This window comes from Bacillus sp. FJAT-27251, assembly GCF_001273925.1.
Taxonomy (GTDB): domain Bacteria; phylum Bacillota; class Bacilli; order Bacillales; family Cytobacillaceae; genus Mesobacillus_B.
The window spans coordinates 2,741,875-2,764,939 of the sequence record NZ_LIGG01000001.1 but is presented as its reverse complement, the minus strand read 5'-3'; the positions used below and the strand labels follow the sequence as shown (position 1 = coordinate 2,764,939).

The window sequence follows — 23,065 nt, the reverse complement described above, 5'->3', positions numbered from 1 at the left end:
ACAAAAAAAACGCCTTGCCCCACATTTTAAAAATGTTAAGGACAAGACGCCTACTTTTATTATGACAACCCCTGCCTCAATTCCTTTTGACCAGGCTGTTTTGATTCCCTCTTCTGCAATCGGACAAGAAGATTATTGGCTAAAAGAGAAAGTATAATCAAAACCGTTCCAGCAAGGTCAAACAAGGTGATTTGATACCCTTGAAAAACCGAAATTAACAGTGTCGTTACGGGGACAAAGTTAATAAACAACAACGAATTGATTGGAGATAGGATGCTTACCCCGGTGTTCCAGCCAAGCAAGGCGATCAGGCCGGGGAAAATGATCATAAATACTAAATGTGGGCTTGTGGCCTTAATCACTTCTCCTGTTGGGATGGAGATATAGCCAACCAGCGTGGCTCCAATCACAACGACAAGAGATGTCAGCGTGCCAAGGATGCACGTTAATGTCGAATACCTTAGGGCCGACCAGCCAAGGAACTTGCTTCCTCCCATGGTGTAGATTACCCAGCCAATGACGGCGATGAAGATGAGAAGGGTCGGAATGAAGTCATCCGTTGCACTTAGAAATGCTTTCATATCCCCCTTTGTAATCACGAACATGGCACCGATAAAGGAGATAACCACACAAACCAGTGTGAATGTGTAGGGACGTCTATGGAGAAACATCCATACAATCACAATCGAGATCATCGGCATCAAGGACTCCATAATCGACGCGACCATGACCCCTGGCTCCCCTAATAAATCTTCTCCCCAAAAGATCAACAGGTTATAGACTGTGAAGGCCATCGTTCCGAAAAACCATAAGTGAAACCCTTTTCCCTCCATCCTGAAAGCCTGCTTTCCTTCTTTCCAGAGCAGGAGGACAACCAAGATGACCTAGCATTCATATACTGGAGGGGACATTGTAACTTGTAAATCCTACTGAACGATCTCGTGACAATTCATTAAACTCTAATTTTAAAGTTTAATAGCCACCTCGGGATGATCACTGGTTTCAATAGACATGGACTTTTTTCTAGGTTTATCCTGAACAACACAGAAAGCTAATGCCGAAACCAGGCATGGGATTGCAAAAACCAGGAAATTGATTGAATAAGGAACACTAAGACTTAATACGAAGCCCCCTATAATAGGGCCTAGGATTCCGCCTATTCTGCCAATACCAAGCGTCCAGCCTATCCCCGTTGATCTAATTTCACTTGGATAATATTGAGAGATGTAGCCGTTTGATACCATTTGGGTTCCACTAGTTGTAGCACCTGCAATAAATAATAGGATATAAGACAAAGTGGAACTAGGTTGGAAGCTTAGTATGAAAATCGAAAGAAAGGCCAAAGTAAAATAATAGATAATAATTCTCTTTGCTCCGAACTTGTCAGAAAGTCTGCCCCCGCCGACAGCTCCCAGGATGGCACCTGCTTTTAGCACCAATAAAAAGCCTATACTTGATACTAATGAATACCCGGCATTTTGCATGATCTTCGGTATCCATGTGCTTAATCCATACAAAACAATCAAATTCATGAATATGGCAATCCAAAACATAAGGGTACTCAATGCCCGTTTATCCATAAATAATTTTTTGACAGAAGAGCCTTTTTGTTTATCTAATACCAATGTAAAATCATCATTTGAATGGTAGACTTTTTCACCCGCAATTTTATTGAGAATATTAGCTAATTTTTCTTTTTGGTTTCTTTTAAAATAAAAAGCGGGGGAATCTGGCACGATCTTAAATATTAAAGGTAAAAATAACAAAGGGAGCGCACCAAGCCATACAACAGGCCTCCACCCAAAATGAGGAAGCAGATACATAGCGGATACAGATGTTAATACGCCGCCTATTGGTGCTCCAATGTTCATAAGTGCTATAAGTGTCATTCGGTTTTTTTTAGGCGCATATTCACCTAGCGATGCATTAAGCGTAGGCAGCMCCCCGCCTATACCTAACCCAGCAATAAATCGAAGAATTCCAAAGGTCGTAGGGTCATTTGAAAAACCAGCTAACAGGGTAAAGAATGAAAAGATGAGAACCGAAATCAATATGGAGGCTTTTCTTCCAATCTTATCCGCTAAAGTGCCCAAAATTAAGGCACCAAATACCATCCCTACTAACCCATAACTTGTGATTGCACCCGCTTCAACTGTACTAATATTCCATTCTTCTATTAAAGTAGGAATGATGTTCCCTAAGTAAAACATATCGTATCCATCCACAAGAACAATAAACATAAAACAAATTAACAGGTTTAAATGAAAACGACCGAATTTACCATTATCTATAACCTCTCGAACGTCAACTTTTTTCATATTTTTCAACTCCTTTTCATTGTAATCGGTTTCATTTTACCAATTAGGTTCTTAGATGGATACGTATAAAAAATGCTCTAATTTTTATGGTGCCTGGCCCATGTAGTTACGCGGGATACGTTTCATCTTCCTTTTTATTCGTTTTAATATCTTTTTTCATTTTACTAATAAAAGGAATGATAAATGAACCAATCGTTAACAAAATAAATATGATTGAAATTGGTCGTGTTAAGAATATGCCAATACTTCCCTCAGACAAGATTAACGATTGACGCAAAGATTCCTCCGCAATTGGACCTAATATCATGGCGATCAACATCGGTGTAACAGGGAAACCATACTTAGGCAGAAAGTAGCCAATCACGCCAAAAAATAAAGCAATTCCCACAGAGGTTAAGTTATTACTTACTGCAAACGTTCCTACTAAACATAAACCTAAAACAACCGGCAATAATATCGTCGCTGGAATTAACGTCACTTTTGCGAAGAAGCGAATCGCCAGTTTTGCTTGGAAAAATAAAATCACATTTATCAAGATAAAGCCAACTAATACCGTATAAACAATATCCCCATAATTGGTAAACAATTCAGGCCCTGGTCTTAATCCTTGGATCATCAGAGCTCCCAGTAAAACAGCTGTTACGACATCACCAGGGATTCCCAGCGTCATCAATGGAATCAGTGTTCCACCTGTTGAACCATTATTTCCGGATTCCGCAGCGGCAATTCCATCTAAACTTCCTTTACCAAAACGATCAGGATCCTTTGATGTACGGTGAGCCTCTTTATACGATAGAAACGCTGCAATTGAAGCTCCTGTACCAGGGATTGCGCCAACTAACGTCCCAATTAAACTTGATTTCAGAACCGTTTTCCGATAAGGGACCATATCCTTCCAACCAAATTTTTGTTTTTCATAGGTAGTATTGACAGCTATTTTTTTCGCGCGCTTCTCAATCTGGTTGAAGATTTCAGATATGGCAAATAGGCCAATTAAAGCAGGAACCAAATCAATTCCCGAGATAAGAAATGAGGTTCCAAATTCAAAGCGCGTCACCCCATCAATTGGGTCAATACCAACAGTACTTACAAGCATACCTAAGCAGCCCATAATCAAACCTTTTGTCACAGATTTAGAACTAATTCCCGCAATAATACTTAAACCAAAAACAGCCAAAGCAAAATATTCAGGAGGACCAAAGTTCAAAGCAAAATCGGCAATAGGAGGAGCGAGCAACAATAGGATAATTCCACTTATGATTCCACCGAAAACAGAGGCATAAATGGACATATTTAAAGCTGTACCAGCTTTTCCCTGTTGAGCTAAAGCAAATCCGTCACTTGCGGTTGCTGCAGATGCAGCGGTACCTGGTGTTTTCAAAAGAATTGCGGTAATTGATCCCCCATAAATTCCGCCGCAATAAACACCCATCAGAAGCAAAATTCCTGCTGTAGGAGCCATTCCAAATGTAAAAGGAAGCATCAATGCAACTCCCATTGGAACACTTAGTCCAGGAAGCGCCCCTATGACCATGCCGGCAAAGACACCTATCACCATAGCGAGAATATTTTGCCATTCAAATACGTGGGCCAGTCCATAAAGCAACAACTCTATCATTTGTTCCCCCCCTTAATAAAAGAATCCTTCTGGAAGTGGTACATAAAATAACATTTTGAATACATAATAGATAAAGAGTGTAAATAGAGTAGGAACAAGCAGTATTTGTCTCCATTTACGGCTTCCTATAATCAACATCACAAGCGCGATAAAAATAACGGTCGTAAGAATAAACCCTAGAATTGGAACAATATAAATCCACGCAACTAAACTAATAAAAATTAGAAAAACACGCCAATAGTACTTCTTTTCCATTCTTCCGGCTTCAACTGGCTGACTTCTTTCTTCCGTCCTTTTTTGTTTTTTAAACTCTGCTGCAAATGAAAGAATGCTTAATAGAACAACCATGATTGAAAGGAAGTATGGAAAAAAACGGGGACCCATCATCGATATTTGAACTTCGTCAATTTGAAAAGGAATAATAATGATCAATAAAACTCCAAAAACAGCCATGAATAGTGATGGGAGTGAATGATTCAACTTATTTGACATAATATCCTCCTCTACAAGTAGAACTGCCGAGAAAACTCGGCAGTCATCTTTCGTTCCGCTTACTTCCCAATTCCAAATTTATTTATAAGCTCTTTAAAGATCGCCTCTTCTTTTTCTAAGTATTCCATGACTTGTTTACCGCCAAAAACTTCAATCGGGATATGCGACTTTGAGCCAAATTCCTGAAACTTAGGGTCATTAGCCATCTCAATAAACTTCTCTTCTAAATATTGAGCGATTTCGTCAGGCGTATCCTTTGGCGTCATGACGAAAATAGAAGTAACAAATGGTATATCTTTATATTCGTAATTGAAACCAGCTTTTTGTACCTCTTCAGCAATGGTTGGAGCATCTGGAATTTGATCAAAAGATTCTGGGGTAAACACACCTAGAATCTTTAACTTTTTATCATTCACATACTGAAATACTTCATCGGAATAAGCAACAGACAGGTCGATATGACCTCCTAATAATGCCGTGATATTCGGATTATTCCCCTTAAAAGGAACATCTTCAGAAGGAATATCTAAGCTATCAAACAATGTTTCTTGTGCAAGATATGCTGGAGTTCCAACCCCTGTATGACCTACCTTAAAAACCTTCCCACTATCATTCGCTTCATCCACAACATCTTTGATTGAGTTATATGGACTATCAATATTAGCAACTAATACTGCCGGCTTGTAAACAACATTAGCCAGCATTTTAAAATCATCAAGTTTATAGGCTACATCTCTCATAAATGGCTGGGAAGTGAATACAGCAGAAGGAGCAAGAATGAGATTATATCCATCCGGACTCGCCTTTACAGCCTCCGCCACTGCAATCGTCCCGCTGGCTCCATCTCGGTTAACAACAACCATCGATTGACCTAAATGGTCCTTCGCGCGATCTGACAACCCTCTGGCAAGCGTATCCATGCCGCCCCCAGCAGCAAATGGAACCACTATATTAATAGGTTTTTTAGGGAAATTAAGTGAATCTCCTTCCTGGTTTTTTGCCGAAGTAGAACTACACCCGGCTATTACAACACTTAACAAAAATAGGATAGTAAAGGATAACAACTTTATTCGTTTCATTGATTTTCTCCTTTTTTATAGTTGGTTTATTAGCTTTTAACTGCTGCCATTTCAATGCTCACGACATCTAAATCGTTAGGAACGACGACTATGCCAGAAAATATTTCAGAAGCTTCCCGGTAAATCTCATCTATGTCAATTTCCGGTAAAAAGTGAGTTAAGATCAACTGTTTTACTCCGGCATTTTGTGCTGTTTCTGCTGCTTCTTTAGGAGTACAATGTTCCTTTTGCAGGTTTTCCCACACTTTTTTCATCTCTGGCCTGGTCGTCGTGTTATACATGGAGGTAGTGGTCAAGCATGCATCCTGAATCAAAATGTCCGCACCTTGTGATAATTTTACTAATTCATCCGTTGGCGCTGTATCACCCGAAATGACAACCGCTTGTGATCCAATTTGAAAACGATAAGCAAAGGTAGGTACGTTATGGATCATGTTAGCCGCTGTTACTGTCGCGGGGAGATTAATTAATTCAATTTGACCTGGCTCGTCAACCTCAATTACTCGTACATCCATAATTCCTGCTGGTGAAAAGCCAAGAGATGTTCGATATCCGATATCATCTTTGAAGATTTCCAGCATTTGTTCATGAAACTTCTTTGTCCCTTTTGGACCTACAACAGTTAGTTCCTTTCTCCCACTTCCCCATCCTGCGACTAAGAAATGACCATAGCCATATAAATGATCGGCATGGAGATGTGTCATGAATAGATAATTGATTTGATGAAGAGGAATTTGCGCTTTTTGAATTTGCCTTACAACATTTTCACCACAATCTATTAATATATGTGTATCACCAATCGACAAAACCTGAGATGGACCAGACCGATTAATTTCTGGCCGTGGGCTGCCTGTCCCTGTCATCGTAACCGTAATCTTTTCCATAAATAAAACCCCTTTGCAAATGATTATTTTTCTATCATTCTCACTATCTTTATAGTAATAAATAAATGAAAAAATGAATTCCACTTAAAATGTATGAATTTTTACTCTTGTGAATAGTGGGACAATTTTACTCGAGAATCCACATAGTGTTGTAAATAAACTTCATTCAGTAGGGGAATCGCCTTCCCCCACTGAAAATAAGGACACAGCCAACGGGCGTTTACTTAGAGACCCAGCTGTATTTATAGTTTTGATCCTCGATTGGTTGCGTATCGCTAAATACCTTCAACGGACGAAATGTATCAATCATCACAGCTAATTCAATCGTTTCTTTCTTCCCAATACTATCCTCGACTTTACCAGGGTGAGGGCCATGAGGGATTCCAGCTGGATGAAGGGTAATCGAACCCTCTTCTACTCCTTTTCTACTCATGAAATTTCCTTCTACATAATATAGCACTTCATCGCTGTCAACATTGCTATGATAGTATGGAGCCGGAATGGCTTCTGGGTGATAATCATATAATCGCGGTACAAACGAACAGATGACGAAATTATTTCCCTCGAAGGTTTGATGAACCGGTGGCGGCTGATGGATTCTTCCTGTTATTGGTTCAAAATCACTTATATTAAATCTCCAAGGAAATAGGTATCCATCCCAACCCGCAACATCTAATGGATGATGATGATAAATATGAGAATGGATATGTCCTCGTGATTTTGTACGAACCTCATATTCCCCTTCTTCCACATGAGATTCCAAAACCTCAGGACCATGAATATCCCTTTCGCAAAATGGACTATGCTCCAATAGCTGACCAAATTCATTTCTGTATCTCTTAGGAGTTGTGATCCAGCTTGTTGTTTCTATTACTAATAATTTATTATCATCCGAATCAGGAATCACTCGATAAATGGTTCCAACAGGAATGACAATGTAATCTCCAGATGTGTAGGTTAACGTACCAAACATGGATTCAATTTTCCCAGATCCATAGTGGACAAACAAGACTTCGTCTCCATCGCTGTTACGGTAGAAATAACTCATGCTCTCTTTTGGGCTTACAGTTCCGATTGTTAAATCTTCATTTCCCAAAATATAGCGGCGCCCGGCAACAGCATCCTTTTCTTTTTCAAGTCGATTTGTCCAAAAATGCCGAGGGGCAAGAGCTGCTTGCTCTTCGTAATTGTCGTTGCATTTTTGCAGAAGTCTTGTTTCTGCCATGCTGGTAGGCGGGTTGTGATGGTACAAAATTGATTGAAGGCTGGAAAACCCTTTTGTTCCCATTACTTGCTCCCTAAAAAGCGATCCATCCTCTTTTCGAAAAACAGTATGTCTTTTTTTCGGTATTTTTCCCAATTGTTTATAATAAGGCATTCGATATCCCTCCTAAAAGGTAAATATTTATGGATTAGCTTTGTTTAGCCGCTTTTAATGCTTCCTTTATCTTCAAATCTTTGGCAGGTAAAATTTTTCCTGTTACTTCACCAAACCCCACCCGATAATTTTCGCCTTGGCACCATCCAGTGATTGTTAACTCATCTCCATCTTCCAACCACACACGCTGTTCCCCGTTCTCAAGCTGGACGGGATCAGTTCCTCGCCAGGACAATTCTAGTAAACTTCCTCGTGATTGTTTATCCGATCCACTGATAGTTCCCGTCGCGAGCATGTCTCCTGGATTTAGATTGCACCCTGTAACTGTATGGTGGGCAATTTGTTGGCTCATGCTCCAATACAGGTAACGGTAATTGCTAGAAACAATTCTTGAGGGATTTTCCATTTTCTTTGTTTTTAAGGAAACCTCCAATTGTATATCAAAGCTGCCTGCCTTATTCGACTGCAGATACGGCAGTGGTTCGGGGTCTTGCTTTGGTCCTGATACTCGAAATGGCTCTAGAGCTTCAAGTGGAACAACCCATGGAGAAATCGAAGTCGCGAAATTCTTCGCTAAAAAAGGCCCGAGCGGCTGATATTCCCACGACTGGATGTCTCTTGCACTCCAATCATTAACCAATACCAAACCAAAAATATGATTTTCCGCCTCCTCGACAGAGATTGGTTCCCCAAGTAAATTTCCTGGTCCAATCAAGCAACCCATTTCCAATTCAAAGTCCAGCTGTTTTGACGGACTAAATACAGGTTCAGGAGAATCAGGTTTTTTTATCTGACCTTGGGGCCGGAATACATCTGTCCCACTAAGTACAACCGAACTTGCACGGCCGTGATACCCTACCGGAAGATGGGTCCAATTGGGCATTAAAGCATTTTCTTTCCCACGGAACATGATTCCGACATTGGTGGCATGTTCCTTGGATGCATAAAAATCTGTATAATCACCGATTTCTACAGGCAGAAACAATTCGGCTTCTTTTTGCTTTTTGAACGCTTTATTTCGCATGTCCCTATCATCTCGCAGAGTGGAAACATTTTCGCTTAATAAATGCTGGATGACTTGGCGAACCTCACTCCAGGCTCCTTTGCCAAGCTCCATAAATTTATTTAATGCCTTTTGTTTGAAAATATTTTTATCCTTTACTGCAGTTTCATCAAAATGACCAGCTTCATCTAGTACCGCTAAATCCAAAATATATTCCCCTATTGCTACACCAACCCTGGGGGATTCATTTTCATTTGTTCTAAAGATTCCATAAGGCAAGTTTTGAATCGGAAAATGCGATTTGGAATCTACCTCAATAAAAGACCGCAACAATGAAATCGCTCCTATCTATTCTTATTATCTAATCAAACCTATTTTTGGGGTGTAGGCGCTTACAGAAATGAGTAGGGAAATTGAAAAGCATCTTAAAATTTCAAATGATCCTTTCTATTGATAAACTTCCTTCTCACCAAGAATTCCAAGTTCCCGCAAATCATCACGCGGAACATCAAAACTGCAACAACCAAAAGAATAGAACCTATTTTTTCTTAACTTGGAGATATCAGATTTGCGAATCTCCAAGTCCTTCCATGTAATGCCTGTCTCATTAAAGGAAAAATTCCCTGGCTCCATATCGCAAAGTATTTCAGTGATTCTTTCTACATCCAATTGGTGTACATTAGCAAACATTCCAGCGGTAAAAACATTGACAAACCCATGCATCCTGGCACCCACTTCCGTCCGATACATCCTAAACGGATGATGAAGACCAGCAGTAAATTTCATTGGGATAACCCGATCCCGGCACCCTGCCAATGCAATTGCCACTTGTTTAGGTGATGGGATCATTTCTTGGGCAACGCCCCCAGTACGCAATTTAAATAAGAGCAAATTCTGACTGCCTGCGTTATGTACTTTAATAGCATCCAATGTATTCATTAGGATTTCTTCCCACGCCTGGTTTTCCAATTCTTGTGTGGCTTCACAAAACACTTGAAGGTTATTTGCAGAGGTTTTTTCAGCTATTTCCTCTAAAAGCTCCTGACTAAAAGGAAATGGCGGCAAAGGGATTTCTAAAGCCTCAACTTTAACTAATTCCCTATGTTTTTTCCGAAAAGCTTCAATTTCGTTCAAGGTAGAATTTAGTCCTTTTAAAACCTCCTCTTCACTGCGGTATCTGTTTCCAGTAACTGATACTCGAAGAGGATCATCTTTTGAAAACAAGGAGGTATAATGATCTAGTTCATGGAGATTTGGTATTGAAATGACAAAAGGACCGAGCATCCATGCTTCGCTATCTCCCTGATATTTCGCATAGTTTGAAACCGCCTTATCTAAGGGTAATTTTGTGGGTGGAAATAGACCCGCATAATCAATTAATTCATTTAAAAATTCCTTTAGACTACTTTTCATGCCTTCCGCCCCCTAACGCTTTTATCCCGTTCTTATTTTCGTTTTTAAGATAAAAACTCCTATTTCGTTCTTTGATTCCAGTTCACCTCATCATTTTTGTTCAAATTGAACAAAAATCAACAAAAAAAGAACTTATATAAGTTGAGTATACACATTTTTATCAATTTTGCAATAATTCATTTAATATTAATTTTGGAAAATATGAAAAAACTGAAAAAATATAGAGCTTCTACGATAAAAAACGATAATTTCTATGGAAAGTCTTTTTTCTTTCAGGATCCGTTAACAAATTATGATTGCAACCAACAATGGTACTTTACTAATACCTGCTAAACAAAATTAAAAAAACTGATAACGAATCCCAAAAAGTTTATCTGCTGCTCAATTTTTGCCAAATATTAATCATTCGATAAATATGAATCCAGTATATACATTGCAGCTCCAATGGCTGTTGCATCTTTTTTTAAAGCACCCTGACTAAACTTGATTTTCTTATCCTGGATTAAATTATCTACAATCGTCTCTTGCATTCTATTAAAAAAATTAGGGTATTGGTCCGGCAGGGGACCATTTATTATGATCATTTCAGATTGAAAGATATTTGCTATATTAGATATTCCTACACCTAAATAATGGGCAGACTCCATGACAATTTTATCGGTTAAGCGGTCTCCTTGTTTTAAGAATTCCATCAAATCGTGAATCGGAACTGTGGATAGTTTGTCTGGGTTAAAATTTATGGATGAATCCCTTTTTTGCAATTCAAAGATATGGTACGGAGAAGCATAAGTAATTAAGCACCCTTTGCGCCCGCAAGAACACTGCCTCCCATTGATATCGATGATCATATGGTTATAGCCATCTATATCAACCTGTTTACTATCAAGAATCTGGCCATCCGTCATGATTCCACAACCGATTCCCCAACCGCCTATAATCCAATAAAGAATGTTTTTCTCAAGGGGCTTCGAATACCTATATTCGCCTAACAGAGCTGCATTAGGAACGTTTTCCAGCAAAATTTTAACAGCGAACTTCTTTTTGAGCCTTTCTACAACAGGTATATCTATCCAATCAAGGTAGGAATCTCCATGTTTTACGATTACCCCATTTTCTTTATCAAGCTTTCCTACGGAAGCAATTCCGATTCCAAGCAATTGGTCTATTTCGAGACCGTTCCTAATTAAAAAATTCTCGATGATATTTTCAATCTTACTTAAGACAAAGTCGGGAGTATGCAGGGATGTCATAACAAAGGATTCATGTTCTACTGGATGATAATGAAGATCCAGAAGAACTATACTTGTATTTGTCCGGGTTATACTTATACCTATGATGAAGCCGCATTTTCGGTCTATTTCGTATAACACGGGTGGTCTTCCCCTATCAATCTCTGCTATTCCTGACTCACGAAGAACCCCTCTTCTTACCAGTTCATCAACATTCCTCGATAAGGTGCTTAATTTTAGGCTGGTATGCGACAGTAAATCTGCTTTACAAATCGGCCCCATTTGATGAACTAATTTAAATATGTTTAATAATATTTGACCTTTTGGTGTGGTATCTATTAAAAGCTGCCTTAACATGCTAACACCTCCCTAAACCATTTAAATTCAAATTGAATATAAATTTCCATAATCCTATTATATATAAATAAATGATCGAATGTTGTTAAATCAGGATTTCCTTTAAAATATTTTAAATCCTATTGGTTACAAACTTTTCATGAAATCAAGGAATCTAATTACGCTATTTTTGCTAAACCTCTGCGATTTTTCTACTAGCCATAAATCCCTTTTAAGTTGTAAACCTTTAATCTTTACTTCCTTTAAAAATTGAAGCTCAAGTTCTCTTTGGACTGTTGATTTTGAGAGAAAGCCAATTCCTAGCCCTGCTTCTATCGCACTTTTAATTGCCTGGGTAGTTCCTAACTCCATATAACTGTCCAATCGGTGCAGGATGCCTTTTTCTTCTAGTACATTTTCTACAATTGTCCGTGTACCAGAATTAGTTTCCCGCCAAATCATTCGCTCGGAAACTAGTTCCTCTAGACCAATTTCCTGTTTATCTTTCCAAGGATGATCAACGGAATGGACAAGGACTAATTCATCTTCAGCGAATTTTTCTACCCGAACGTTTTTATTCGTTTCCACAACTCCTTCTACTAAAGCTAAGTCAATTTCATCATTGGATAATGCTTCTAAAATACTGGGAGTGTTTTTTATCATCAAGGACACTCTAGTATTTTGAGCAATTTTTTTGAAGTTCCCTAAAATGCTAGGCAAAATATATTCGCCAATGGTTAGCGAAGCACCAATTTTCAGGCTCTCATTTGTTTCCCCTATGACCTGTTTAACCGCTTCGAGAGAAAGAGCCAAATCGTAGACCATTGCTTTCGCATAGGGATAAAGTGCTTTCCCGGCTTCGGTTACTTTTAACTTCCCATCCACACGATTAAATAATAAGGTTCCATAGCAATCTTCCAATTGATGAATTTGCCTTGTAACTGCTGGTTGAGATACAAAAGCTAAACGTGCGGCCTGACTAATGGTTCCCTCATCCACTACTAAACAGAACATTTTCAAACTTTCGATATTCACCTTAAACCATCCCCGCAATAAAATTTTATATAAACATTTTTATAATACCATTATTCAGTATGACTCCACCTCACCTTCCATTTCCTTTTATGTCCGATATAATTCCAGTAAAGCAGATTGAAATACTTGGTATAGCATTTTGTTATACCCAATGATTTTATTGCAATTTACCAAGCTATTTGCCTTTGTTAGAGTATAGGTAATCAAATGATCAAGAGCAAGAATAACAGGAGGGCAAGGGAATGAAAAAACAATGGAAAGTCCTTATTCAACTGTTTTGGACCTTCTTTAAAATCGGCCCTTCTACTTTTGGCGGGGGCTATGCGATGATCCCTTTAATAGAAGAAGAAGTGGTACAAAAGAAAAAATGGTTAAAAAGCGAAGAAATAACTGATGTGTTTGCTTTATCGCAGTCTGTACCAGGAGCAGTAGCCATAAACTCCGCTACCTTCGTAGGACAACGAATCGGCGGGATAAAGGGGGCAATTGCAGCAATGCTTGGTATTTCTTTCCCAACCTTCCTAATTGTTTTAATATTGGGGGCGTTATATCTCTTTATCTATGATAACCCAAAGATTGAAGCAGCCTTTCTAGCGATTCGAGCTTCAGTTGTGGCTATCATTGTTTATGCGGCCATTAGAACAATAAAATCAGCCATTATCGATAAAACAACCATTGTATTCATGATCGCCGGAGTTTTTGCACTCTTCTATATTCATCCACTTTTTGCAATTTTACTTGGCGCTATAGCAGGAATCATCTCAAGGAATATGAAAAGAAAGCTTATTAATAAGTTCGGACCAGAGGAAAAGAAGGAGAATCCGAACGAAGACTATAAAAACAATCATGACTATTACATGGGTACGGGAATTTAACAAAGGAGGCTGAGGGGAATGATATTTTTCGAACTATTTCGGACGTTTTTTATAATTGGTTTTGTATCATTCGGTGGTGGCTATGCCATGATTCCAATCATTGAAACAGAAGCCACTCAAAACGGATGGATGACCGCACAACAATTTACCGATATCATTGCGATTGCCGGGATGTCTCCGGGACCAATTGCAACCAATAGTGCCATTCTGGTTGGATATACGACAGCAGGAATTCCCGGCGCCATCGCATCAACCCTCGGAATCTTGCTTCCCGCTATCTTGCTGGTCATTCTTGTAGCCACCTTTTTCAGTAAACTCCAACATCATCAAAAAGTTCAAGACATATTTTATGGGTTAAGACCGATCGTTACGAGTTTAATCATTTACGCGGCAATAAGCTTTGCATTATCAAACAACTTAATCACAGTAAATGTTACTTGGCAAACACTAAGCTTATTACTCATCTTCTGCCTATCCCTCCTCCTTCTACTTAAATACAGGTGGCACCCAGTATATGTTATCATTCTCTCCGGACTTGTAGGGGTAGCTTTTTATTCTTGAGGGACACGGACACAGGTTCCTTTTCCCAGTCATAATATCCATACCAAACAGAAAAAGCAGAAACCACAATCGGTTTTCTGCTCTCTCTAAATTGTTCTTCCGTTGCAGTCTGTTAACCTTCCTTACTTAAATGTAAGTCCTCAGGGTTTGGAGCCTTTTCCGTTACCATCGCTCTGGCTCAAGTGTGTTGGATGTTTTAGAATTGCCGGTTAAGCCAGCTTTTCGAATAAATGAGAAGAGTTAATAATGCCAATTCCTTTCGAATTTAAATAGTTTAAAGACTTCTCCCTCTTTAAATCATTCGAACTTGCAACTGCATCACTTACTACTGTAACAGTGAAACTCCTGCGGATAGAGTCGAGTGCAGTGGCTGCTACACAACCTTCTGTAAATAAACCAACAAGTACGATATGTTCAATTCCTTTAGCAGTTAAATACGAAACAAGCTCTGAATTACTTAATGCATTCGACTTGTTTTTTGAGAAATAGATATCATTCACCCTTACTAATCTCTCATCTAATTCAGCACCTTCGCTTCCTTTTACTGCTGACTTTTTAGTAAAAAAATTGGCAATAACTTGTTTAGGTTCAAATTCATTGCCTATATAAACAACAGGGATTCCTCGCTTGTCAGCTTGTTCTACTATTTGATTCACTTTTTCCAGCAATGGTTCAACCTGATGTTTTGCTATGGGCATTCGCGCATTAACCCCAACAAATCCCTTTTGAATATCAAGTACAAGTACAGCTGCATCCATCTGCTAACCCCTCCTCCTTTTTTATACTTCCCCATCACACTTTTTTAGAATATTTCTTGCTTGATTGGTCAATGGTTTGTATGACAAATTTTGAAAACCTGCTGTGACTTGAAAACCTGATTGAGCAGGTTCCATTCCTATTGGTAATCCAAATCCGCCGCTTGCTTGTGTTATAAGAGCAATTTGCTTTGCCATGGAATTCCCATTCAAAATTATTTTACCAGTTATTTCAATTATCTTGAATACCTCTTAGGTACTTTGTCATCCCATTGCACCAGCCCATAAAAAATAAAACTGTTTTTATCTTGAGGACAGGCTGCATTTTTACAATTTTTGAACTCATTTGCCAATCGCCGTAAAACAAAAAAACGTCTCGCCCCCACATTTTAAAAATGTTAGGGACAAGACGCCCGCTTTTATTATGACAACCTCTGCTTCCACTTCGTTTGACCAGGCTGTTTTGATTCCCTCTTCTGCAATCGAACAAAAAGATTATTGGCTAAAAGAGAAAATATAATCAAAACCGTACCAGCAAGGTCAAACAAGGTGATTTGGTACCCTTGAAAAACCGAAATTAACAGTGTCGTTACGGGGACAAAGTTAATAAACAATAATGAATTGATTGGAGATAGGATGCTTACCCCGGTGTTCCAGCCAAGCAAGGCGATCAGGCCGGGGAAAATGATCATAAATACTAAATGTGGGCTTGTGGCCTTAATCACTTCTCCTGTTGGAATGGAGATATAGCCAACCAGAGTGGCTCCAATCACAACGACAAGCGATGTCAATGTGCCAAGGATGCACGTTAATGTCGAATACCTTAGGGCCGACCAGCCAAGGAACTTGCTTCCTCCCATGGTGTAGATTACCCAGCCAATGACGGCGATGAAGATGAGTAGGGTCGGAATGAAATCATCGGTCGCACTTAGAAATGCTTTCATATCCCCCTTTGTAATCACGAACATGGCACCGATAAAGGACAACACCACACAAACTAATGTGAATGTGTAGGGACGTCTATGCAAAAACATCCATACAATCACAATCGAGATCATCGGCATCAAGGACTCCATAATCGACGCGACCATGACCCCTGGCTCCCCTAATAAATCTTCTCCCCAAAAGATCAACAGGTTATAGACTGTGAAGGCCATTGTTCCGAAAAACCATAAGTGAAACCCTTTTCCCTCCATCCGGAAAGCCTGCTTTCCTTCTTTCCAGAGCAGGAGGACAACCAAAATGACCGTTACCGCCCCATACCGAATCAGTGTAAAATAAAAGGGATCCATATGCTTAAACGCGGCATGCGCGACAGGAAACATCGCACCCCATGATACAGCTGCAATAAAACATAGAATCGCTCCAAATAAAACATTTTTACTCAACTTCCATCATTCCTGCCTTCCTCTTTGATCGTAACATTCATTATCTCCTCTTTTTGATATCTCGTAAAATGAATAATGATGATGACCATCCATCACTTTTTGTGATACCATATATTTTAGAAAAGTAGACGGGGAGGGAACCAGAATGGAATTTAAAGACCTGGAGATTTTCCAGGCGGTTGCGGAGCAGGGAAGCATTACGGGCGCGGCCAAACAGCTGAACTATGTACAATCAAATCTTACGGCAAGAATCCATAAGCTGGAGACTGAACTGAACACTCCCCTGTTCAACCGGCATCGCCGAGGGATGAGTTTGACGCCTGAGGGAAAGAAGCTGTTAACCTATAGCCAAAAAATCTTATCGTTAACGGAGGAAATGAAGCAGGCCGTCCAAAATCAAACCGAACCATCCGGAAAGTTGGAAATCGGCACCGTGGAAACCGTCATTCATTTGCCTAAAATTTTGTCCAGCTATATACAAAACTATCAAAATGTCGATTTGTCCGTGTATACGGGGGTAACCGAAACCCTCCAAAATGAAGTGCTGAACCATAAATTGGACGGAGCATTCGTGACACAATCAGACTTCCATCCTGATCTTGTCGCGCATCAGGTGTTTCAGGAGGAGCTTGTTTTAATTTCAGACCCAAGCGCCTCCTCCCTCGAAGAGCTGAAAGAGAAGCCCTTCCTATGTTTTAGCAAAGGCTGCGGTTATCGTGCGCGGCTCGAAACCTGGTATAAAGACGAAAACATCGCACCAAAACGAGTGATGGAATTTGGTACATTGGAAACCATCCTCCAAAGTGTCACGATGGGACTTGGTGTCACCTTCGTTCCAAGGTCGGCTGTCGTTCATCTGGAACAAAACGGACTCATCACATGCCATTCCCTTCCGGAGAAGTACAGTACGATCAACACCCTGTTTATCAGGAGGGCCGATACGTACCTGACGGCAACCATGGAGAAGTTTATTGAGACGATTGAATCGAATAAATAAAGGATTTAGCATAGAGCGCGGGGGCGGTTCTTCTGCCTCACTATCAGACAGGTAGCAACCATCAGCCTTTTAAACAGAAGATCTTAAAGAGCCTAATCCAACACGGATTAGGCTTAAAATGAAGCATATTAAACCCCCTGCATCTTATACTCCTTCTCGCAAAATAAATTGGGCCAGCTCTTCCATTTGCTCGGAAATGGCACGATCGCTTTCCAATGGCGGACAAATATCCCGGATTTTCTCGAGGTAACCCCTTGTTGCCGGTGCCAGTTCTTTTTCTGCTCCTTCCAGGTAGATCGCCTGTGACGCACAAATCATTTCTACGGCAATGACCCTGGCTGAATTGTGGATGATTTCCCTTGCCTGCCGTGAGGCGATGGTTCCCATGCTGACATGGTCCTCCTGGTTTGCCGAAGTCGGAATGGAATCGACACTGGCAGGATGGGCAAGGACCTTGTTTTCGGAAACAAGGGATGCAGCTGCATACTGAGCCACCATCAGCCCGCATTCCAGTCCTGGATCAGTAGCAAGGAATGGCGATAATCCACTTAATTGCGGATTGACGAGTCTTTCTGTCCTCCGTTCGGATATATTGGCCCATTCCGCAGCTGCCACTTTCAAAAAGTCCATCGACAAGGCAATAGGTTGACCGTGGAAATGCCCCCCGGAGACGATTTCCCCGCTTTCCAGTACGATTGGATTGTCAGTGGCTGAATTCATTTCCACTTTCAGCCTTTCTTCGACGTAATTGAATGCTTGCCAAGATGCGCCATGAACCTGAGGAATACAACGGATGGAATAAGCATCCTGGATGCGGATTTCTCCTTGGCGGGTAATCCGCCGGCTTCCTTCCAGCCATTTCCTCATCCTCGAAGCGACAAATTCCAGTTCCGGATGCGGCCGAACAGCTAACAGCTCGCTGTCAAAGGCGGAAATCACTCCATTTAGCGCTTCCATAGTCAGGCATGCCGCCATATCAGCTGCCATTCCAACCCGCTCTGCTTCATTAAGGGCCAGCACCCCGACTCCGGACATCGCCTGTGTTCCATTGATTAAGGCTAAGCCTTCCTTTGCTTCCAAAGCCACAGGCTTCAGCCCTGCCTTTTTCAACGCTTCGCCTCCAGGCAGAATCTCTCCCTTGTATTCTGCTTTTCCTTCGCCTACCAGGACAATCGCGATGTGTGAAAGCGGTGCCAAATCACCACTTGCTCCAACTGACCCTTTGCAAGGAACAACCGGGTGAACTCCTTCATTGATCATATCGACGAGCAGCTGCAGTGTTTCTTCTCTTATACCCGAGAAACCCTTTGCCAGTGAATTAGCCCTTAGTGTCATCATTGCCCTTACGACCGGGACTGGAAGAGGCTCCCCGACACCGACAGCATCTGCACGCAATAAATTCAGCTGTAATTTTGCAATATCGTCTTTTGCAATTTCAATATCACTTAGCTTTCCAAAGCCAGTGTTGACACCATAGACGACTTTCCCGTCATTTATTTGTTTCTCCACCCGGTTGCGGCTTGCACGAACCCGTAAGAGGTTCTCTTCCGGAATGGCTACCCTTCCCTTGCCATAGACGACACTTTCCACTTTATGCCGATCCAGTGTAAACCCATCCAATTCTATTAACTTTAACTCTACCAAATCCAGGTTGCTCATTTATTGCCATCTCCCTTTATCGTCATGTGGAAATATTCTGTCTAATCCATTATAAAACCATTGCCGCCATTACTCCAAACACAAATAGAGGAATATTATAGTGAATGAAAGTCGGTACACAAGTATCCCAAATATGGTCATGTTTACCGTCCGCATTTAAACCTGCTGTCGGTCCGAGAGTACTATCGGAAGCAGGCGAACCGGCATCCCCCAAGGCACCTGCCGTTCCTAGCAATGCCACAGTAGCCAGCGGACTAAAGCCGATCAACATACATAAAGGGACGAACACAGCCGCCAGGATGGGAACAGTTCCAAAGGATGTCCCAATCCCCATTGTCACTAAAAGGCCGATGAGCAATAATAAAATGGCTGTAAGTAGCTTGCTGTCGCCGACAATCGAGTTGACCGCTTCCACTAATTCATTGATGGCACCTGTTTCTTTAAGCACTGTTGCATAGCCTGAAGCGATAAGCATAACAAAAGCAATCGCGCCCATCAGTTTGACACCGTCCTGAACAACTTGCTCGCCCTCAGCTAACGTTACAATCCTGCCAATGAACATGATCAGAATTCCGGCCAGTGCTCCTAATACCATCGAACCGAGCAGAAGCTGAGTGGCCAATGCAGCAACTACCGCTCCCAAGGTAATAAAATCTCTTGCTTGCAGCTTTCTTACAGCCGCTTCACTGGTGGCGCTCACTTCAGCAAGGACCTCAGCATCGATGGATTCATACTCCCTTGTTTTACGATAAGTGAAAAAGACGGCAATGAACAAACCGACGAACATCCCAGCTGCGGGAAGCATCATCGCTAATGGAATTTGTGACTGGGCAATGGGCATCCCATTCGCTTTCATTTCCGAAGCAATTATCCCGTGAAAAATGAGGCCGTACCCAGCCGGGATAACAATATACGGCATTTTCAGCCCGAAAGTAAGAGCACAGGCCACCGCTCTTCGATCCAGTTTCAAATAGTTAAAGAAAAGCAAAAGAGGCGGAATCAGAATGGGGATAAAAGCAATATGGACAGGAATCAAAGTGCCTGAAAGACATGTAAGTCCCGCAATCATCAGCAATAATACAATTTTGCTTTGCTTTTTCATTGCAAGTAATTTTTCGATTAAAATATTCGCAATCCCCGAGTAGGCAATCATTGCTGCAAAAATACCAAGTAAAATATAGCTTAAAGCCGTTTCCGACTGTCCTCCCATCCCGCCAATAAAAGTGGAAATGGTTTCTGGCAGCGATAATTTTGCGGTTATTCCAGCAATAATGGCAGCAGAAAGCAAAGCAAAAATGACATGTACTCTCAGAAGACTTAAGACCGATAATACAATAACAGATATTAGTACAGGATTATCTAACATATAGACCCCCCTCAAGATTCGAACAAATTGATTTTGCATCTCTGCCTCCATCCCCAGAAGGGATGGAGGCAATAAACTTTGTTTCATAGTTTACATTTGATCAGAGGTAGTTTGGACTTCGGGCGAGTCAATTTGCTTTGGATATCCCTATCGCTCCTTGCCTTTAGTCATTATCCTTTATGATTGATATACCATTGTTCAATAAGGGCAGCAGTAAGTCTCCCTGTGTTGACCAGGTTTTCAATGCTGATGCACTCTCTGAAGGTATGGATATTCTGGAACCCCAGCCCAAGCGTCAGGCAGGTCAGCCCATTTTCATTTAACACGTTCGTGTCTGCCCCTCCCAGCGTTTCAGTTAAATATGGATTCACTTGAATGTTGCGGGCCGCTGCTTCTGCTGTTTTCGTCAAAACATCATCCTTGGCGATTTCGAAGCCAAGATATTTTTTCTCGACGCTCACATTCACTTTTCCGCCGTTCTTCTCGACAACCTGCTGCATCACTTCTTCCATATGATTTAGCTGCCTGTCGAGTTTTTCTTTGGAAAAACTGCGTACTTCCCCTCGGATGGTAACGCTTCCAGGAATGATCGATGTAAGCTCTCCCCCATTAATAATCCCAATATTGGCGATTGTTTCCTTGTCAATTTCGCCAAGCCTCATTTTGGACAAACCTTCAGCCGCCAGCAGAATCGCGTTATTGCCCTCTTCAGCATTAAGAGCAATATGCGCAGCGTTGCCCTCGACTTCAATCATGATCCGGCTGCTGTAAGGGCCCTTAAGGATGATCTGTCCGACATCCCCGCTGCTGTCAAAAATATAGCCCATTTTGCTTTTGGCCTTGCTGTAGTCCATATGGACTGCGCCAACTAGCCCTTTTTGTTCGTTGACGGTCAGGATTAATTCAATGGGGCCATGCGGGATTCCGCTTTCGATAATGGCCTGGATTGCTTCGAGGTAGGCGGCCAATGCCGCCCGGTCATCAGCGCCTAAAATCGTGGTTCCATCAGAATGAATAACACCATCTTTAATGACAGGCTTCAACCCTTCCGTTGACAGCACCGTATCCATATGTGTCGAGAAAAATAACGGCGGGACAGAGGAATCAGTCCCTTCACGCCAGGCAATCAAATTTCCGACCTCTCCGTCAAATTGTTTATGCCCTTCATCAAATTCAAGGGTAAAGCCGAGCTTCGGAAGCACTTCTTTTAAATAATCGGCAACCTGTTGTTCTTTTGTGCTCGGGCCGTTAATTTTCGCCAATTCTAAAAATAACTCCTGTAAACGTTCCGCTTTTACATATTGTGCAGCAGTGGATAGCTGGTTTGTTTTCAACATAAAAACCTCCTTTCAATCTATGAACCTAGCGGCGGACAACCACTTTTCCATTTTTAATCACTGTATCTACTATATTTGTCCCAAGCTCGTAAGCGATATGCTTATAGGTAGGGACATCCCAAATTTGCAAATCGGCAATCTTCCCTTCCTGAAGTACTCCCCTGTCCTCAAGGCCAAGCGCTTTCGCCCCGCCATAAGTGGCTGCCTTGATTGCTTCCTCAACCGAGAATTGATACAGTCTGCAGGCAAGATTGATGACAAATTGCATTGAGCCTGTATAGCATGCCGGACAAAGATCGGTTGCCAGTGCAATTTGCATGCCCATATCCAGCATCTTCCTAGCATCAAAAGGCCGCTTATGACCGACGGCGAAGTCGAGTGCCGGCATTAAAACTCCCGTTACTTGGGCTTTTGCAAGCTTTTCCATTACTTCTTCAGGAGTGTAATTCAAATGGTCAACAGAGACCATTTCCAGTTCTGCCGCCAAGTCCGAGCCCCCTATATAGGAATAGGCATCTGCATGGATTTTCGGCTTCATTCCGTAACGCAGCCCTGCTTTCAGAATCAATTCCGATTCTTCAGCGGTAAAATAGCCCTCATCACACCAAACATCACAAAATTCCGCAAGTCCCTGTTCCCCCACTCTTGGAATCATTTCATTGATGATGACATCGAGGTACTCCCTTTTTGTCATATTTTCCGGAAAACCGTGTGCTCCTAAAAATGTATTATAAACATCAAGTGGTGTTTCCTCACCAAGCCTTCTGCTTACTTCGAGGATCTTGATTTCGCTTTCTGTCGTCAGCCCGTACCCGCTCTTGCTTTCAACAGTCGTAATCCCATATTCAAGCATCCTCAGCAGGCGCTTTCTTGACTGTTCAAACAGCTTTTCCTCCGGGGTGTTACGCGTCAATTCAACCGTCCGGTTAGGCCCAGTGGTGATGCCGAGCTTTTTAAACCTTTCCTTGCTGTTCCCTGCGACCTTTGCTGCATATTCCTCAACACGTGTCCCATAAAAGACGAGATGAGTGTGGGAGTCAACGAAGCCAGGAGCGACGACTTTTCCGGAGGCATCAACTATAGTTGATTGCTCTATGTCAAAATTGTTTTTAACATCTTCCTCTGAGCCGATTCCGGCAATTTTACCGTCCTTGATGGCAATCCAGGCATTCTTAAGCACTCCGATTTCATCCATGCCTTCGCCTTTGCACGTGACTATCTCCTCGGCATTGGTAATCAATAAATCCATTTTCGTCTTTAATTTCGTTTCAGTCATTTTGCTATGCCTCCATTCAAAAAACCCGCAATTCTAGGATGACAGACTACAGGATTGAGAGTGCCA

Annotated in this window: 21 protein-coding genes; 3 read left to right on the top strand and 18 right to left on the bottom strand. The window is 41.4% G+C overall.

The features are described 5' to 3' along the window. Window positions 1-59 precede the first annotated feature (59 nt). The 11 genes from ADU22_RS13010 to ADU22_RS12960 form a co-directional block, all read right to left on the bottom strand. The gene (locus ADU22_RS13010) at window positions 60-878 is read right to left on the bottom strand and encodes a DMT family transporter (RefSeq protein ID WP_286132277.1); all 819 of its coding nucleotides are present in this window, start codon (window positions 876-878) and stop codon (window positions 60-62) included. Between the two features lie 87 nt (window positions 879-965). Further along, complete coding sequence (locus ADU22_RS13005; protein ID WP_069187984.1) at window positions 966-2,318, bottom strand: MFS transporter; 1,353 nt, start codon at window positions 2,316-2,318, stop codon at window positions 966-968. 106 nt (window positions 2,319-2,424) lie between these two features. Next, window positions 2,425-3,936 carry a tripartite tricarboxylate transporter permease gene (locus ADU22_RS13000; RefSeq protein WP_053362535.1) on the bottom strand — a complete coding sequence of 504 codons (1,512 nt, stop codon included), beginning with the start codon at window positions 3,934-3,936 and terminating at the stop codon, window positions 2,425-2,427. A 12-nt stretch (window positions 3,937-3,948) separates the two neighbouring features. After that, window positions 3,949-4,428: a tripartite tricarboxylate transporter TctB family protein gene (locus tag ADU22_RS12995; protein ID WP_053362534.1), complete on the bottom strand. Its 480-nt coding sequence runs from the start codon at window positions 4,426-4,428 to the stop codon at window positions 3,949-3,951. 59 nt (window positions 4,429-4,487) lie between these two features. After that, window positions 4,488-5,507 (bottom strand): tripartite tricarboxylate transporter substrate binding protein, encoded by a 1,020-nt coding sequence (locus ADU22_RS12990; RefSeq protein ID WP_053362533.1) that lies wholly within the window; start codon window positions 5,505-5,507, stop codon window positions 4,488-4,490. A gap of 29 nt (window positions 5,508-5,536) precedes the next feature. Next, a complete protein-coding gene (locus ADU22_RS12985; RefSeq protein WP_053362532.1) occupies window positions 5,537-6,391 on the bottom strand; it encodes an MBL fold metallo-hydrolase in 855 nt (284 codons plus the stop codon). A gap of 220 nt (window positions 6,392-6,611) precedes the next feature. After that, a complete protein-coding gene (locus tag ADU22_RS25630) occupies window positions 6,612-7,769 on the bottom strand; it encodes a homogentisate 1,2-dioxygenase (protein ID WP_053362531.1) in 1,158 nt (385 codons plus the stop codon). A 34-nt stretch (window positions 7,770-7,803) separates the two neighbouring features. Further along, a complete protein-coding gene (fahA, locus tag ADU22_RS12975; protein ID WP_082252849.1) occupies window positions 7,804-9,105 on the bottom strand; it encodes a fumarylacetoacetase in 1,302 nt (433 codons plus the stop codon). A gap of 114 nt (window positions 9,106-9,219) precedes the next feature. Then, window positions 9,220-10,185: a hypothetical protein gene (locus tag ADU22_RS12970; protein ID WP_053362529.1), complete on the bottom strand. Its 966-nt coding sequence runs from the start codon at window positions 10,183-10,185 to the stop codon at window positions 9,220-9,222. A 398-nt stretch (window positions 10,186-10,583) separates the two neighbouring features. Next, window positions 10,584-11,771 carry an ROK family protein gene (locus ADU22_RS12965; RefSeq protein ID WP_053362528.1) on the bottom strand — a complete coding sequence of 396 codons (1,188 nt, stop codon included), beginning with the start codon at window positions 11,769-11,771 and terminating at the stop codon, window positions 10,584-10,586. A gap of 126 nt (window positions 11,772-11,897) precedes the next feature. After that, window positions 11,898-12,785, bottom strand: a complete 888-nt coding sequence (locus ADU22_RS12960) for a LysR family transcriptional regulator (RefSeq protein ID WP_053362527.1) — start codon at window positions 12,783-12,785, stop codon at window positions 11,898-11,900. 242 nt (window positions 12,786-13,027) lie between these two features. Here ADU22_RS12960 and ADU22_RS12955 point away from each other — a divergent pair, with 242 nt between their 5' ends. Together ADU22_RS12955 and ADU22_RS12950 are read left to right on the top strand one after the other, a co-directional pair. Then, window positions 13,028-13,660, top strand: coding sequence for a chromate transporter (locus tag ADU22_RS12955; RefSeq protein ID WP_053362526.1), 633 nt, complete (start codon window positions 13,028-13,030; stop codon window positions 13,658-13,660). A gap of 18 nt (window positions 13,661-13,678) precedes the next feature. Beyond that, a complete protein-coding gene (locus ADU22_RS12950) occupies window positions 13,679-14,221 on the top strand; it encodes a chromate transporter (RefSeq protein WP_053362525.1) in 543 nt (180 codons plus the stop codon). Window positions 14,222-14,430: 209 nt separating this feature from the next. Here the strand turns inward: ADU22_RS12950 and ADU22_RS12945 are convergent, their stop codons facing one another. The 3 genes from ADU22_RS12945 to ADU22_RS12940 form a co-directional block, all read right to left on the bottom strand. Next, on the bottom strand, window positions 14,431-14,979 hold the full coding sequence (locus ADU22_RS12945) for a cysteine hydrolase family protein (RefSeq protein ID WP_053362524.1): 549 nt from the start codon (window positions 14,977-14,979) through the stop codon (window positions 14,431-14,433). A gap of 21 nt (window positions 14,980-15,000) precedes the next feature. Next, window positions 15,001-15,174, bottom strand: a complete 174-nt coding sequence (locus tag ADU22_RS24645) for a hypothetical protein (RefSeq protein WP_156324347.1) — start codon at window positions 15,172-15,174, stop codon at window positions 15,001-15,003. A 224-nt stretch (window positions 15,175-15,398) separates the two neighbouring features. After that, window positions 15,399-16,364 carry a DMT family transporter gene (locus ADU22_RS12940; RefSeq protein WP_053362523.1) on the bottom strand — a complete coding sequence of 322 codons (966 nt, stop codon included), beginning with the start codon at window positions 16,362-16,364 and terminating at the stop codon, window positions 15,399-15,401. A 145-nt stretch (window positions 16,365-16,509) separates the two neighbouring features. Here ADU22_RS12940 and ADU22_RS12935 point away from each other — a divergent pair, with 145 nt between their 5' ends. After that, window positions 16,510-17,361, top strand: coding sequence for a LysR family transcriptional regulator (locus ADU22_RS12935; RefSeq protein ID WP_053362522.1), 852 nt, complete (start codon window positions 16,510-16,512; stop codon window positions 17,359-17,361). A gap of 144 nt (window positions 17,362-17,505) precedes the next feature. On the opposite strand, the gene hutH is transcribed toward ADU22_RS12935, so the two are convergent. From hutH to hutI, 4 genes are all read right to left on the bottom strand, one after another. Then, the gene (gene hutH / locus ADU22_RS12930) at window positions 17,506-19,020 is read right to left on the bottom strand and encodes a histidine ammonia-lyase (protein WP_053362521.1); all 1,515 of its coding nucleotides are present in this window, start codon (window positions 19,018-19,020) and stop codon (window positions 17,506-17,508) included. A 49-nt stretch (window positions 19,021-19,069) separates the two neighbouring features. Next, complete coding sequence (locus ADU22_RS12925) at window positions 19,070-20,386, bottom strand: Na+/H+ antiporter family protein (RefSeq protein WP_053362520.1); 1,317 nt, start codon at window positions 20,384-20,386, stop codon at window positions 19,070-19,072. A 170-nt stretch (window positions 20,387-20,556) separates the two neighbouring features. Continuing rightward, entirely contained in the window at window positions 20,557-21,723 is a 1,167-nt protein-coding gene (locus tag ADU22_RS12920) for a M20/M25/M40 family metallo-hydrolase (protein ID WP_053362519.1), read from the bottom strand. Window positions 21,724-21,748: 25 nt separating this feature from the next. Next, on the bottom strand, window positions 21,749-22,999 hold the full coding sequence (hutI, locus tag ADU22_RS12915) for an imidazolonepropionase (RefSeq protein WP_053362518.1): 1,251 nt from the start codon (window positions 22,997-22,999) through the stop codon (window positions 21,749-21,751). Window positions 23,000-23,065: the final 66 nt, after the last annotated feature.